This window comes from Algoriphagus sp. UBA3586 (genome assembly GCF_002376385.1).
In the GTDB taxonomy this organism is placed as follows: domain Bacteria; phylum Bacteroidota; class Bacteroidia; order Cytophagales; family Cyclobacteriaceae; genus Algoriphagus; species Algoriphagus ornithinivorans.
The window spans coordinates 128,699-144,214 of sequence record NZ_DFMT01000006.1; the positions used below are offsets into that span (position 1 = coordinate 128,699).

Below are 15,516 nucleotides of genomic sequence, written 5' to 3' on the forward strand. Positions count from 1 at the left end.
TTGATTTTTACTTTGCGCCAATCCCATAATGTACATAGCCCAAGCTGTCTAAATATTTTTTATCGTAAATATTTCTTCCATCAAAAACGACTTTATTTTTCAACAACTTACCTACGACTTCCCAGCTTGGTATTCTAAATTCTGACCATTCTGTTACCAGCAACAACGCATCAGCATCAACCAAAGCATCATAGGCATCTTTGCAATAAGTTACTTTATCGAAAATGTAATGTTCTTTCGCCTCTTCCATAGCTTTAGGATCATAGGCTTTCACTGTGGCACCAGCAGCACGAAGCTCATCAATAATCACAGCCGCGGGAGATTCACGCATATCATCGGTATTAGGCTTGAAGCTTAATCCCCACATCGCGAAGGTCATTCCAGAAAGATCCTCTCCAAAATGAGCTTTTACTTTTTTCGAAAGCACATACTTTTGATCATCATTCACATCTTCCACAGACTGAAGAACTCTCAAATTATAGCCATATTCTCTGGCTGTTCTAATGATAGCTTTGACGTCTTTTGGAAAACATGAACCTCCATATCCTACCCCTGGATAAATAAATTTATTGCCAATTCTTGGGTCCGATCCAATTCCTTTACGAACCATATTGGCATTAGCTCCTACCAACTCACATAAGTTGGCAATATCATTCATAAATGAAATCTTGGTTGCAAGCATAGCATTGGCAGCATATTTCGTCATTTCCGCAGATGGAATATCCATGTAAATAATACGCTCTCCACTCAGTTGGAATGGCTTATACAAACGCTGCATGATCTTTTCAGCCCGCTCATCATCCACTCCAATCACAATTCTATCTGGTCTTAAAAAATCCTCTACTGCAGCACCTTCTTTTAAGAACTCAGGATTAGAGGCAACAGCAAATGGAAGATCTGAACCTCTTTTATCCAAAGCTGCCTGAAGCGTAGCCCTTACCTTTTCTCCTGTTGTAACTGGTACTGTACTTTTGGTAGCCACTACGATATAATCACTCATTTTCTGACCGATCTCATCTGCAACTGCCAAGACATATTTCAGATCAGCAGATCCATCTTCACCTGGGGGGGTTCCAACAGCTATGAAAGCAACTTCAGCGCCTTGAATCGCTTCTCCCAAATCAGTACTGAAATGTAATCTGCCACTTTTATAATTTCTGACCACAATTTCCTCTAGACCTGGCTCATAGATGGGCATGATGCCATTCTTCAATTTCTCAATTTTCTTTTGATCAATATCCACGCAGGTTACTTCTATACCTACATCAGCAAAACAAGCTCCAGATACTAGGCCTACGTAGCCAGTACCCACTACTGCAATCTTCATATAATAATTTATTATTAGTTAGTTAATTAATCTCTCTACAAGGATCCCCAGAGTAGCAAGACTTGAAGCGATTCCTATCCAACTTGCTGCACTCATCCTTTCTCTTATTGGTTTTCGTGGCACCACAATTTCTGCTCCTGGCTCAATTGAAGGATAATTTTTCAATCCTAAAAAGCTTCTGGTTTGAGCGGCATCTCCGTTGGCATATATGACATACGCCTTAGTTTTTCTCGCATTTTCTGTAAATCCCCCAGCCTTTGAAATATAATCTTTTAAGGATTTTCCACTTATAAATCGTGTAGTAGTTGGGAGTAACACTTCCCCAACCATTCTGACAGTCTGTAATTGTTTAGGAATCTGAAGAATATCCCCTTCAAACAAAATCAAATCTGCTTCTGATCCAGGGTTTTGCATAATATACTCTAAATCTATACCCACTAGATCTTGTTCCTTGTACCTAGAGGCATTTAGAGCAGAGTCAATAGAAATACTATCAGTTGGAACCGAAACTTTGAATAATTGACTCCTTAGTCTTTGTTGTTCCTCCTTTTGCTTTTCTTCTTCTATCTGAGCCAGTTTTTTTTCTATTCTTTCAAATAAAATTTGCTCAGCCTCATTAGTGTTTCTGTTTTTCTCAGGATCCAAATTATCCTTAATTTCTCTTAACCTTTCTTCTCTAATTTCTTCTTCAGATTTCTCTTCAAAATAAATGGTTCTCCTAATTAAACTCGCTCCTTTGGGATAAGCAAAATCTGATAATCCTCCAGCTCTCTTTACGACATCGGAAATGCGTTCATTGGATGAAGAAATAGCAAACTGACCTGGATATCTAACTTCACCCCTCAATGTCACTAATTGCTCCTTTTCGAAACCTGGACTTCTACGGATAAACACATGATCAAATGGACTCAAAGGCATGTTTGACTCCTCTGCCGAAAGTTGTAAGTTGGGATCTATAGTCAGGTTGGTTATTTCAGCGATTTTACCGCTTTGTTGATCCCGAACTCTCCTTGCAATTTCTATGGAGGAATTGGTAGCTGACTCAAGTAATCCACCAGCGCGAAGAATAAGGTCTCCCACAGTCATAGATGATGCATATGGATATGTTCCTGGCAAATTAACCTCTCCTGAAATTTTCACATAATACTCTTCCTGAATATCATATCTACTTGGGACGAATAATAGATCTTCGTTCTTGAGTATTATATCCTCAGCAGTTCCTTCTATGATTCCTTTTAGGTTCAATGGAACAGCAGCTAAAGTCAGATCATCGCTGGTTCTATACAAAGTAGCTCGATTCGTAAAAGCTTCAGGTCTTAAACCTTCTGCCTTTTCAATTAGCTGCTTGATTGTTAAACCCGACTCACCGAGAGCAAATTCTCCCGGTCTATTTACACTTCCTGTTACCTGAACTCTATTAGAAAATCTGTCTAAGGCTTCACCAACTAAAATTTCATCCCCATCTTTGGGAGTAAAAGTATTGAAGTCAGTTTCAGAAACATCTAAAACTTTTCTCTGATTATTTTCTATTCTTCTGACAGTGACCCTGTCTTTATAGGCTTGAGCTGTGAAACCTCCCGTGTAAACAAACAAATCCACTAAGGCTTCATTTGGCTTTACTTCAAAAAAACCTTCTCTTCTCACTGGGCCCGTGATCTCAACTCTTGCCTGTAAAGGCGGTACTATAATCACATCATTATCTTGAAGCAAAATATTTGCACTCTGGTCTCCTTTAGATAAAAACTCATAAATATCGACAGCAGCCACTAACTTCGAATTCCTATATACTTGAATATTTCTAAATGCTCCATTTTCATTAGGGCCTCCCGCAGCATACAGGGCATTAAAAACAGTGGCAAAGGAAGGCAAAGTATAAGTCCCCGGTTTTGTCAATTCTCCTACCATGGATACTTTAATGGATCGAATATTCCCTAACCGAACTTGTAAAAACGTGTTAGGATTTGCTCCATTGAGACCGGAATAAATTCTCCCTAGACTATTCTTTATCCTGACTGTTGCTGCCTCAATTGAAGCCCCGCCAACCTGAACGGGCCCAACATTAGGAACGAATATTCTCCCTTCAGGAGAAACTGTCAAATCATAGGACTGCTGACTTGCTCCATAGACATCAATTAATAATTGATCTCCAGACCCAACTATGTATGAAAGTGGAGTTGGTAGATTTAAACTGGGGCTAAAATTTAGTTGCCTATTGTGAAACAACTTAAATCCGAATATCTTTTTTTGAGTTGGAGTAAGGTCATAATATGGATCTGATTTTCTCAATGAATCAAAAAGATCTGTTTCTTGGTCCATCAAATTCCTTCCTCCCTCCATTTTTCCAGAAGTACTGTTAGTTTGACCTGACATCCTCAAGTCATTGATTCTTTGACCTAATTTATTAGCTTCTAATGCAGGCATACCCCTCTCTCTCGCCAAGGCTACCAATTGGTTAGTAGTCAATCCATTTGCTTCAGCCCTTTTAATAAGTTGCTCTATCTGAGCGTCTGATAAATTATCTACTTTAAGATTTTGAATATCTGACAGGCTTTGAGCCTGTAAAAGGATACTCAACATCATAGAAAAGATGAAAAGACAACAAACCTTCCAGTTTTCGATTAGCTTAGAAATCAGTATGTTTTTCAAGTTGAAGAATTTAGGAAAGAATAAATATGCAAATTTTTCTAAGATTGGCACAGCTTCGCCCTTTCAGTCACAATTTGTGCCTAGCTATTATTTTACTTTTTTGTTAATCTCTCGGAGCTAAACCCCTATTTTATTATCAAACAAAACCAATCCATAGCCTTCATGACGCTCATTTTTAAGCGTAAAAACTACTTTTCGGTCAATCATTTTTTCAATTCTTTTCTTTAGACCCTGGATGTAATCCTGATTCAAATTATCTCCTGTAATCAACACATCAATTTTTCCTGAATCTATTCCTCTGGAAACATCTCCAACAAGCACGACCTGACCAACTTCCCCCATTCTTTCCAGAATCTGTTCCAAAAGCATGTCAAGCCCGAGATATTTTCTGATAATGTCCCTGATATTCGTAAAGAAAGGATGCTTTGTATTTGCGTGGTAGGAAATCTTATTTTTATCAGAGTGCTTCAAAAGGATGCCTGCCTGAGTAAGGTTATTCAATTCCTTACGAATAGCATTCGTAGATTCGCCGAATTCATCAGCCAATCCTCTTAAATGACTTTGATTTCGGTCATTCACAAAAAACTTAACCAGAAGCCTCAGACGAGTCTTAGATGTTATTAAAGATTCAAGCATAAAAAATCATTATCAAAATGAGTAACAAAGGTACTCATTAGAACGAACTGTAAAAATTTAAAACCTTATTTTTCAGGTTAAAAACCCAATAATAAGGCATATAGCTTATCCACCCCTATACAAATTATCAGGACGTTTTTTAGTTATTTTTCGAAATAAACTTCCAGTTAAAGAAGAAAATGCTCCAAAAAGAAAACCTAAAAATCCAGTAAAACCAATTAATATAGGTCCTGATCCTACCCCGAAAATTGAAGCAATTTTCTCAGGAAGTGGACTTCCAGTTTGTATCGAAAGATAAAGACTCAGTCCCAACCAGGATAAACCCATTCCAAGACCTCCACCCCAAAATGCAATAGCATTTCCTGGGTTTAATAAAATAGCTAAAAATGCCAATGCCACCATGACTCCCCAATAAGGGATAAAGGGATTTGCAAAAACTACTATTAAAATTGTTAAAATTAAGAATCCGAAGAATTTCATGGCTTAGGTACAAATGTGGTAATAAATAATGAGGCATCTGAATCGTCAGGTTTTCTCAAATTGAAATTTAAATATTCTCCATTGGCCCATTTTGAAATAAAATTAGCGTAAAACTTACTACCAGGATTCCCTGACTGCCCTCCAGGATAAATTCCAAATGCTTGGATGTCGGGACCTAATTCCACAACCATTCTCCAGCTTGCTCCATGACGGCTTCCTGTTGCATTCAAAATCCCAGAGCCTCCACCAGTATATACATTTTCTACAGAAAACGAGTTGAATTGAGGTACAAGATGTTGAATTTTAGTACGTTTGAAATTTGCCCAAGTATAATCTCCTTCATCTTCCTCCCATTTTTTCATCTCCTCCACCATCAGCTCAAACCCTTTCTTAACATGATCAGAGGCAGTTTCTTCACTGGCTGAATTTCCCCAGTCAAAAATTTGGGAGGCTGGCTCCTCCTTTAATAATTTGACTGTTTGATAATTAGAAGGCCTTACAACAGGAACTCCAAATTCAGCCCATTCTTTCCAAATCTCACTATAAGTTTTAGACCACCATGAAGAAAATAGCGTTGGCCCTTTTTGATTTGGATCTGCATAAAAATCCCAAGACTTCAGCTCTTGCATATATTTTTTCGCGGATTCATCATTAGGTAAATAGGAACCCAATAAATTGATCATCACAGGAAGTGCTTCTGCAGCGTGTAGATAATAATCATCAAATTGCAGAGCCTTCATATCTTCAATTGTGATATTTTCCATTTCCCTTAACCTGTTATTAAGCCTCCTATTTCTATAATGCTCGTAACTATTGTCAAACACATAATATGGGTAAGAAGGGTCTACTGGGTGTTGGTTCGCAGATGAAACAAAACCTCTTTCGGGATTTAATGTACTTGGATTATGTGCATTCGGTATGTATTCTTTCCACTCCATTCGTGGATCCGAGCCGTCCATGAAAAATTTGCCTTGCTCTTTCCACTTTACTGCAAACTTTCCCTGAATCCTCATTGCTATATCTCCCGATTTGGAGGCAAAAACAAAATTCTGTGCGGGGGCAGTATAATTATCTAAGGCAGCATTGTAATCCGCATGATTCTTAGCCTTATTCATCATCAGAAAGGTTTTTTGCTCATTGGAACCTTCATGCACTGTCCATTTCAATGCAAAATTGATATCCTGTCTTTCTGATTTAAAAGTCTTATCATACACTACAGGACCATAATGAGTGTAAACGACCGTATCTATATAACTTTCCTGACCTTTTATTTGAATCTCTTCAATTCGATACTCTGAGTCGCGCCAAGATTCCCCATATTTATAGGATCCCCTAGTTTCATCCTTGAAAGTGATTTTATACCAATCTCTAGCATCCTTGGTGGCATTTGTCACACCCCAAGCTATATTCTCATTAAAGCCGGAGATCACCCCTAAAGCTCCGGGCAAAGTAGCTCCTTTTACTGAATGACCGGGAGTGCTTAATTGCATACTGTACCAAAGTGATGGCAGGTTGAGGCTTAAATGCGGATCATTTGCAAGAATTGGATAGCCGTTCCTAGTTTTTTTGCCTGAAACTGCCCAGTTGTTAGAACCTGTTCCTTCTTCCGGCTGTGGAAGCGGATCAATCACCAATTCATCATTTGGGAAGTTAAGACTATCGGGCTTGGAAACTTGAATAGGTTCAAAATCCCACACTCTATCTGCCTCTATGACTGGATCATTATCTACAGGAAACTCAGGAAAAAGCTTATTCAATAACTCTTTTCCGAGAATCTTTCGCAGGTTTGAATATTCCAAATCACGGTCTCCCACTAACATATCGGACATATATTTTAAGAGAAGAAGGGATTTGTATCCAGACCACTTTTCAGGTCTGTAGTTCAAAATTTTATATTCGACAGGTAATTGCGCGGAAGAAATTTGATCAATGTAAGCATTTACACCTTCAGCGTATGCCTCTACAAGCTTTAAAGTTTCGGGGTCTTTTTCTTTCAAATAGGCTAGTCCTAATTCTGCTCCATAAGCCAAGCCTTTCCTCCTGGTCATTCTATCAAGTTCCAATGCAACAGGGCCAACAATTTCCGAAATTCTCCCAGCTGCCGCCATAGTTTGGAATTCCATCTGCCATAACCTATGCTGAGCTGTCACATATCCCTGAACTCGATACAAGTCCTCTTCATTTTGAGCAAAAATATGGGGAATCAGATTCTCATCATATGTGACTGAAACTGTTCCCTGCAGGCCAGGAATAGCTATTTCATCCTCGGCTATTTCATCCTCACTGTACATGTTTTGCCAAAATCCGTGGTTAGGATCCATCAAGGGGCCCATTGGGGGTGCAGGACCAATTGGAACAGAAGCAAAATAGCCTAAAGCAAGAGTAATTAGAAGAACAAAAATAAAACTGAAGTATTTCATTCGGGCTTTTCTTGATGATGAGCGAATTTAAATTAAACTTTGAATTTTTCTTCAAAAGCTTAGGTAATTACCCATAAAAAAAGGTCCTGAAATAAATTCCAGAACCTTTTCATTTGAACTAATTGATTTATTGAATAATTATCGGGAGTTGTAGCTTTTCCCATCTTATTACTAAACCAGGATTTTCAATATCAATAGACAGCCTTTCCTGTAGACTTTCTCCCCAAACTGGAGTAACCTCCACCCGAAGCACATCATTTTTTTCATCGTACTGGAAATGCCCATGTTCAAGATCCCATTCGGAATTAAAAATCACAGTCCATTTTCCTGATTCTTTAGGAATAGTAAAAAGAGAATATTTCCCAGCAGGTAAGCTTTTGCCTTCTACAGTCATATCTTGACTCAATTCAACATAAGTAGCCTCATTGGCACCAGTTCTCCATACAACATTGTAAGGAACCAAATCTCCCCAAATCTCCCTTCCTTTTACAGCAGGAGAGCCATAATAAACCTTAAATGCTTTCCCTGCTATTTCTCCATCTTTTACTTCCAATGGACTTGGTCTGGAGGATTCCTCAGACGATTCTTCTACACTGGAACCAAGATCAGAAGAATTTGAATCACTCTCTGTTTTGGATGAACAAGAAATTAGGATGCCTGCAAACATGGCAATTACCCATAACCTTTTGAAAGTTGTCATATAGTGGAAATTTTATTTCGAAATAAATGCATAATAACGAACCTGCAAAATCCCTGCCCGTACTATTCTGATAATTTCTTTTCCAAGAAAATACTTATTCTTCAGTAGCTTCGTTTTTAGGCTTCTCTTTTGCTTCTTTACGCAACGATAGGCTTGAAAGGTTTAAAGCAAAACAAAAAATCAATACTACAAGCTACAATCACCTGAGCATCAGCGAATGAAATTTATTACCTGGCTTACATTTATTTTGACCCTCCTGGTTTTTGGCAGTGTTTATATTTCGCCTGAAAACTTTCCTTACGTTGGGTTGCTTCCTTTTTTCATCCCTGTTGCTTGGCTTTTTAATCTTTTTTTATTCATAATTCTTGCGCTTTCATGGAGAAAATTATCATTTGTTCCTCTTAGCGCCTTATTAATTGGATATAGGTTTGCTGAAATTACTTTCCAGTTAAATGACCAAAATAAAGAGTCTGAAGGCCTTCATGTACTCACCTACAATGCTCACCTTTTTGATTACAAAAGACGAAGCGGAGGAGAGTTTGACCCGAATGTTTTTGCTTGGCTTCAGGATCATCCCGCAGAGGTCAAAGTTTTTCAGGAGTTTTATCAGGATTACACTACTCCCTCAAGAAATGCTGTTCAGCTATTGGGAAAAGATTCGGGGATGGAAATATCTTATCAGATTATAGAAGGAAACCCGCAAAAAAGATCCTACGGTTTAGCTATTTTTTCCAAATACCCAATCATTAATGAGGGAAAAGTATTCGATAATAACAGAACTAATGGAGCCATATTTGCCGATATCTTGTATAATTCGGACACCCTAAGAATTTATAATTGTCATCTGGAATCGATGAAAATAAATTCTGAAGCATTGGATAACATAGATGGTGTAAGAGAGAATTACCGTCAAACTTTGGGTAAACTTAATAGAGGAAGTTTGGCCAGAAATAAGCAGTTAAATGTTTTGGAAGAACATATTCTGAATAGCCCTCACCCAGTCATTTTGATGGGGGATTTCAATGAAGTTCCTTATTCAAACACTTATTTTAGGCTAAATAAAATATTAACCAATGCCTTTGAAAGTGCCGGCAGGGGGTTTGGTTTTACCTACAATAAGGTATTATTCTTCTTGAGAATTGATCACATTTTTAGCTCCAAAGAACTCAAGGCTGTAGATTTTGATACTCATAGAGAGGTAGATTATTCAGATCATTATCCTGTCTCTGCAACCTTTATTTTGGAAAAGGAAATCTCAGATTAATCCTGTCCATTCTTCTTTTCCCAGACCTTTTTCATAGGAAGAAGGATCACGGGTAGCAAAAAAAGGTCCGCTAACAAAGCAAAGACCAAGGCAGAAGAAATCAATAATCCCGTGTAATGAGTCACACCAAACCTGCTAAAAATCAAGACTGCAAAACCGGAAACCAAGATAAGAGTAGTAAGAACTATAGCCTTTCCTGTTTCCAAAAAAGTCCTTTTGAGTGCATATAATAGATTTTTGCCAAGACTCAATTCCATTTTCAACCGGGTCATAAAGTGTATACTATCGTCAACAGCAATACCAAATGCCACTGTAAATAGGATAGCCGTTGTTAGTTTAAATTCTACTCCCAAAAAATACATCAGTCCTAACATCCAAAGCAACGGGATAATATTTGGAATCAGTAGAATGAAAGAAATACGCCAAGACTTGAATAAAAATCCTGCTATTATACCAACCAACAAGAAAGCAACTCCAAGTCCTCTTGCCATTTGAATGGTAACCGACTCATGTCCTTTATCAATTAAATAGGAAGTCCCTGTCCATCTTACTTGAATAACATCCTCGTTTATCTCCTCTTCAATATATTCCCTCACTTTCTCTCTTATTTGGCTCATTTGCAAACTGCCCAAATCTGGAATTCTAGCTGAAATCCTACCTTCCATCAGATCCTCGGAAAGAACCAAAGACCCTTGATTTTTCGAAACTCGGCCTAAAAACCTTTCCATTCTTCTAAATTGCCCTGGACTGGGAAACATAAAGGCAGCATGATCACCTTGATTTTGTGCTTGATTTAGCGTTTTCACCAAGGTTAAAGGAGATAATACACTGATCTCTCCAAACTCCTTTTTCAATTTCATTTCTAGCTTATCTATTTCTTTCAAAGCCTCATAATCGAGAAGATTTTTAGATCCATTACTTGATTTCAAATAGATTTCTAAAGGATTGGACCCTCCAAATTGCTCATTAAAAAAATTAAAGTCATTTTGGATAGGATGGTCTGAAGGTAGATTATCGAGAAGATATCCATTGATATCTATTTTACTGCCTAGATAAACAGATAACATGCTGATGAAAAAAAAGAGAACTAAAATCTCTTTGCTTTTTATAAATATTTGCCTGAGAGCCGCGTGATAAAAATCAGGAGCTATTTTTTCAGAATCACTACTTACGCTCAACTTTTTCCAGCGATATAATAGAAATGGAGTAATTAAACTCACTGAAAAAAACATCATCAGAATCCCTAAACCAGTGGTCAACCCAAAGTCCTTCAACGCTGGAATACTTGTGAAATAAAGAGAAAAGAACCCTAAAGAGGTGGTCAAAATTGTCAATGTCACAGGAACCCATAACTCTTTAAAAACCTTTGAAATGGCTTCATCTTTTGACTGGGCTACTTTTAAAGCTTTGATAAGATGTGTGAAAAAATGGATTAAAGCACTCAGTCCTACGATTAGAAAAATTGTGGGCTGCATTACAGACATCAATGCCAATTTTTTCCCGATCAATAGAATAAATGCAAAAGCCCAAAGTACTCCAACCAACAATACTAAAATCGGTATCACCACTCCCCACCAGCTCCGAAAAATCAATACTAAAATAAGTAGCATCAAAATGAGAGAAGCCCCGAAAAACAAACCAAATTCATTTTGCATCAAATCCACAAAATCACCTTGTGTCTGTATTTTGCCTGCCACTGCCTTGGGGGCTAGGCCTTGAGACTTCCATAATTCTTGAATCTCTCCATAAAGAAGGTCTCCATCCTCTTTGGAAAGATTATCCTCATTTTTAATCAAAACCAAGAGACTTTCCCCATCCTTGGCAATAAGGTTGCCTTGATATTTCTTCTCGTCCCCTTGAAAGTTTACTTCATCTTTCTCCAAATCCCAAGACAAGGCAGCACGTTCTCTTACACCAAATGGACTAATGATAGGTTCCTTAACTGTTAATATCGAAAAGACCGAATCCACTTTTTCCAAACTTGTAACGGATTCCTGAAACTGATCTAGCTCCGATAAAAAAGAAGCATCAAACAACCGCCCTTGTGAATTTTCAAAAGCTAGTAGCAGATAATCATTATCGCTGCCAAAAATCTCCTCATACTCCCTGTAAAAGGCTAAATTCTCATCATCTTGAGGGAAAAACTGTTCGAAATCATAATCAAAAACCGGCTTTGGCTGAAGAAAACCCAAGATCAGACAAAAAATCACTGCAATGGAAAATGAAAAATTAGCACCTGATTTAGTAAACATCCAATAGCAGTTTAAATATATCTCCGACTCCAAATGTCACACAATTATAATCAGTTTGTGTCTTCTTTGTTTGATAGCAATTCCGATATTTGTCTGAAGCTATTATCTTGTTGACTAGAAAAAAACCAAAACAACCATGGAGCAATATCATGACCTGATGAGGAAAATATTAAAAGAGGGGGTGAAAAAATCTGACAGAACAGGTACTGGAACGATCAGTATTTTTGGACATCAGATGAGATTTGATTTGTCAGAGGGATTTCCGGTTGTGACTACCAAAAAACTTCATTTAAGGAGTATCATAATAGAACTTCTCTGGTTTTTGAACGGTGATAGCAATATCAAATGGCTGAAGGAAAATGGTGTTTCCATTTGGGATGAATGGGCAGATGAAAATGGAGACCTTGGACCTGTATATGGATATCAATGGAGACACTGGCCTGATGGTAAAGGTGGCGAGATTGACCAGATTAAGAACTTGATCCATCAAATTAAAACCAAACCTGATAGCAGGCGCCACATCGTTAGCGCTTGGAATGTCGCCGATGTAGATCACATGGCTCTTCCTCCTTGCCATACGATTTTTCAGTTTTATGTAGCAGACGGAAAATTATCCTGTCAACTGTACCAAAGAAGTGCGGATGTATTTTTGGGTGTTCCTTTTAATATTGCGTCCTATGCCCTATTTACAATGATGGTGGCTCAGGTTTGTGATCTCCAGCCAGGTGAATTTGTACACACTTTTGGGGATGCTCACTTGTATTTAAATCATTTAGAACAAACAGAATTGCAGCTAAGTAGAGAGTGTAGACCTTTGCCTACTATGAAAATTAATCCGGCAGTAAAAGATATTTTCAGTTTCAAATACGAGGATTTTGAATTGGTCAATTATGATCCCCACCCACATATCAAAGCCCCAGTTGCTGTATAAAAAATTAGCCCCGAATTTCAGAAAATCCGGGGCTATTTTATTATTGACCTAATTCATATTTTAAGGTTCTTCCTTTCTCGACTGCTGGAAGACCTTCAGTCATCCATAGCGGAGCCGGAGCACCTTTCAAATAATGATCAAAGAATTGACTGAGTCTAATTGACAAGTCCTTTCTATTTTTTCGCTGACGCAAGTTATGATCTTCACCATTGTATTGAAGCAACCAAGCTGGCTTGTTCAAACGCTTCAGAGCCATAAACATCTCAATACCTTGATACCACGGAACTGCTCCGTCTTCATCATTATGCATGATCAATACTGGGGTATTTACTCTATCCATGAAAAACAAAGGTGAGTTTTCTATGTAATAAAGAGGCTTCTCCCAAAGAGTTCCACCTATTCTAGATTGGGTTTGCTCGTATTGGAACATACGGCTCATTCCTGTACCCCATCTGATTCCTCCATAAGCAGAAGTCATATTTACCACAGGAGCTCCAGCTCCAGCTGCTTTAAACATATTGGTTTGTGTGATCAAATACGCCACTTGATATCCACCCCAACTTTGCCCCTGAATTGCCATATTATCGGCATCCACATAGCCTTTGGCTACGATAGATTGAACACCCGGGATGATACAGTTGTAGGCACTTGGTCCTGGTAATCCCAAATCATATTTAATATCCGGCACGAATACCAAATAATCATTGCTGACAAAAAACGGAATATTAATCGTAGAAGCCGAAGGTGCAGGGCTTCTGTAATTATGCAATCCGTCACTATTCCTCTCATAGAAGTAAACCATCATAGGATACTTCTTACTGGGATCAAAATATTCTGGTTTGAAAAGAAGTCCTTGAAGTGGAGTTCCGTCATTAGCCAAATAACTTACCAATTCCACAGAACCCCATTTAACATTTGCCTGCTGCGGATTAAGATTAGAAGCTTTTCTTAGATTTTTGAACTTCAAATCACCTAAGTACAAATCCGGAGATTCTTTATAGGTACTTCTCTGAACCAGAATTTCATCTGAATCTTCAGCTTTCGTCAATCCATAATATCTATGAGCCGTCATCAGAATTGATTTTGGAGCAGAGCCATTCATTGAACCTTCAGCTATGCCACTTTCTTTTGACATTTCATTGAAGGCTGTCAAGTAAAGTTTTTCTTTTGGATCAATGCTTTTCTCTTCCCTATCCAGAGTAATTCTTCTGTACTCGATTTTATTTTTTCTTCCTTCTCCGGCTGTGACATTAACAGCAGCATTTGGATTTCTAGGATCAATTTTCCAGATATCATATCTATCATTGATCAAAATTGCTTCGTCTCCAGCCAACCAACCTGCTACTCCATAGGAACCAGGAAGCGAGGGAGAATCATGCAATTCTTCATAAAAGACAACGTTTTCAATTCCAGAAGTTAGGTTAATTTTCTTTCGGGCAACAATATCGTAGGCGACCCAGGCACTATCGGTACTTGCATACCAGGTTACATAATTTCCTTCAGGTGAAACGCTTGGGTATCCCGGCGCATTTTTTTCGATCAAAGTTCTTTCGCCGCTTTCAAAGTCTACCAAGTATAAATCTCTTCCAATCTGAATATCCCAGCTATAAGCTCTTCTATATGGAGCATCTGTCCAAGCTATTCCAAAATCTCTTTCTATTTTGTTTTCGAGAATGACATTGTTGACTTCCCTGTCCTCCAACTGTGCAATGCTTCTATCAATTAGGTCCATTGCAGCTGTGTAAGACCGCTTTTCCTCTCTGGACTTATTTCTCAATTGCATTGGCTGAATTTCAGCATCTTGCCAGCCCCAGATATCCAAACTTACTCTCTCATCGTCCAAAATAGTAGTATCGGATTCGTAAGCATAATCCACATAGTCTTCAGAAACACCGAAAAACAACCTGTTTTCATTTTCAGAAAAACGAATAGAGCCATCATTACTGATTCTTCCATTTTCCAATATGCCCTGACTATTTCTTGTAGCAATCTCCTCTACCTTGGGATTAGAGGTGGTTGTGAGGAACAGGTTATAATATGGCTTTTTAGATTTGGCTGAATCATTTGTACTCAAAAATGCCAGATATCTGGATTTTGGAGAAAAAGTCACTCGCTCGTAAGCTGTATTCCCTTCATGTAAGACTGTAGATTGTCCGGAACTTAGGTTGAGTAAATGAATTGCAGCATTATCCAACGTATCCTCTTCAGCTAATACATAATGAAGGAAATCACCATTTCTGGAGAACCCATAAGATTTAACTCTGGCAAATTCATAGGATTTGGATCCATCTAGGGATCTTACCAGCAATTTAGTACCATCTGTTTTTTTAGGCTTTTCTGCTTTTGCGGTGGAATCAGCAGGATCTTTTTTCGCTGGCTTTTCCTTTTCAAACTGAATAGCAATCCAACTTCCTCCTTTTTCAGGAATAGCAAAAGACTTAACTTCTGCCATTTTTTCCAGTTTGCCAGTTTTCATTTCATAGATGAACAAACTATCCTTAGGCATGTCGTCTTTTTTAGTCTTTTTCAACTTCAAAAAGCGAATAGAGTCTTCTTGTGGAACAATCTTTCCGACCGCGTAAGTATCGTCAGGTGTAAAGTTCCAACCCTGAGCTCTAGGGATCACAAACTTTTTACTGACATCTTTAAAAGGTAAAATCTCTAATCTTCCATCTCCATCCTGTGGAGAAATTATATACCCTACCCAAATTCCATTTTTTGTAATTCGATCTGATGATAGGTTCTCCCAGCCATCATAATCATCATGTGTAAGGGAACGCTTTTGCTGTGCCTGTAAACCTGAAATGGTCAACATCACAGAAAGCATCAGTATTCCGCTTATTCTTCTCAGCATAATTGA

10 protein-coding genes are annotated in these 15,516 nt (G+C 38.2%); 2 read left to right on the top strand and 8 right to left on the bottom strand.

The annotated features are described in order from the left end of the window. Positions 1-7: 7 nt before the first annotated feature. The 6 genes from B2906_RS01410 to B2906_RS01435 form a co-directional block, all read right to left on the bottom strand. Entirely contained in the window at positions 8-1,327 is a 1,320-nt protein-coding gene (locus B2906_RS01410) for a UDP-glucose dehydrogenase family protein (RefSeq protein ID WP_219958347.1), read from the bottom strand. A gap of 18 nt (positions 1,328-1,345) precedes the next feature. Further along, complete coding sequence (locus B2906_RS01415) at positions 1,346-3,907, bottom strand: SLBB domain-containing protein (RefSeq protein ID WP_219959397.1); 2,562 nt, start codon at positions 3,905-3,907, stop codon at positions 1,346-1,348. A 183-nt stretch (positions 3,908-4,090) separates the two neighbouring features. Next, positions 4,091-4,609, bottom strand: coding sequence for a transcriptional regulator (locus B2906_RS01420; protein ID WP_091654539.1), 519 nt, complete (start codon positions 4,607-4,609; stop codon positions 4,091-4,093). Between the two features lie 105 nt (positions 4,610-4,714). Beyond that, positions 4,715-5,089, bottom strand: coding sequence for a hypothetical protein (locus tag B2906_RS01425; protein WP_219958346.1), 375 nt, complete (start codon positions 5,087-5,089; stop codon positions 4,715-4,717). Further along, on the bottom strand, positions 5,086-7,509 hold the full coding sequence (locus B2906_RS01430) for a penicillin acylase family protein (protein WP_219958345.1): 2,424 nt from the start codon (positions 7,507-7,509) through the stop codon (positions 5,086-5,088). The genes B2906_RS01425 and B2906_RS01430 overlap by 4 nt, the downstream gene beginning before the upstream one ends. Before the next feature lie 127 nt (positions 7,510-7,636). Continuing rightward, positions 7,637-8,209: a DUF2911 domain-containing protein gene (locus B2906_RS01435; protein ID WP_219958344.1), complete on the bottom strand. Its 573-nt coding sequence runs from the start codon at positions 8,207-8,209 to the stop codon at positions 7,637-7,639. A 217-nt stretch (positions 8,210-8,426) separates the two neighbouring features. Between B2906_RS01435 and B2906_RS01440 the strand changes: the two genes are divergently transcribed. After that, positions 8,427-9,473 (top strand): endonuclease/exonuclease/phosphatase family protein, encoded by a 1,047-nt coding sequence (locus tag B2906_RS01440; protein WP_219958343.1) that lies wholly within the window; start codon positions 8,427-8,429, stop codon positions 9,471-9,473. Here B2906_RS01440 and B2906_RS01445 read toward each other — a convergent pair. Then, positions 9,470-11,725: an efflux RND transporter permease subunit gene (locus B2906_RS01445; protein WP_219958342.1), complete on the bottom strand. Its 2,256-nt coding sequence runs from the start codon at positions 11,723-11,725 to the stop codon at positions 9,470-9,472. The two genes, B2906_RS01440 and B2906_RS01445, sit on opposite strands and share 4 nt — an antisense overlap. Before the next feature lie 136 nt (positions 11,726-11,861). Between B2906_RS01445 and B2906_RS01450 the strand changes: the two genes are divergently transcribed. Next, positions 11,862-12,656, top strand: a complete 795-nt coding sequence (locus B2906_RS01450; protein WP_219958341.1) for a thymidylate synthase — start codon at positions 11,862-11,864, stop codon at positions 12,654-12,656. Between the two features lie 40 nt (positions 12,657-12,696). On the opposite strand, the gene B2906_RS01455 is transcribed toward B2906_RS01450, so the two are convergent. Beyond that, on the bottom strand, positions 12,697-15,510 hold the full coding sequence (locus tag B2906_RS01455) for an alpha/beta hydrolase family protein (RefSeq protein WP_219958340.1): 2,814 nt from the start codon (positions 15,508-15,510) through the stop codon (positions 12,697-12,699). Positions 15,511-15,516: the final 6 nt, after the last annotated feature.

Bases quoted from the DNA above. Each gene is read 5' to 3' on its own strand.
- B2906_RS01410 (WP_219958347.1), bottom strand. From the start codon at position 1,327: ATGAAGATTGCAGTAGTGGGTACTGGCTACGTAGGCCTAGTATCTGGA.
- B2906_RS01415 (WP_219959397.1), bottom strand. From the start codon at position 3,907: ATGATGTTGAGTATCCTTTTACAGGCTCAAAGCCTGTCAGATATTCAA.
- B2906_RS01420 (WP_091654539.1), bottom strand. From the start codon at position 4,609: ATGCTTGAATCTTTAATAACATCTAAGACTCGTCTGAGGCTTCTGGTT.
- B2906_RS01425 (WP_219958346.1), bottom strand. From the start codon at position 5,089: ATGAAATTCTTCGGATTCTTAATTTTAACAATTTTAATAGTAGTTTTT.
- B2906_RS01430 (WP_219958345.1), bottom strand. From the start codon at position 7,509: ATGAAATACTTCAGTTTTATTTTTGTTCTTCTAATTACTCTTGCTTTA.
- B2906_RS01435 (WP_219958344.1), bottom strand. From the start codon at position 8,209: ATGACAACTTTCAAAAGGTTATGGGTAATTGCCATGTTTGCAGGCATC.
- B2906_RS01440 (WP_219958343.1), top strand. From the start codon at position 8,427: ATGAAATTTATTACCTGGCTTACATTTATTTTGACCCTCCTGGTTTTT.
- B2906_RS01445 (WP_219958342.1), bottom strand. From the start codon at position 11,725: ATGTTTACTAAATCAGGTGCTAATTTTTCATTTTCCATTGCAGTGATT.
- B2906_RS01450 (WP_219958341.1), top strand. From the start codon at position 11,862: ATGGAGCAATATCATGACCTGATGAGGAAAATATTAAAAGAGGGGGTG.
- B2906_RS01455 (WP_219958340.1), bottom strand. From the start codon at position 15,510: ATGCTGAGAAGAATAAGCGGAATACTGATGCTTTCTGTGATGTTGACC.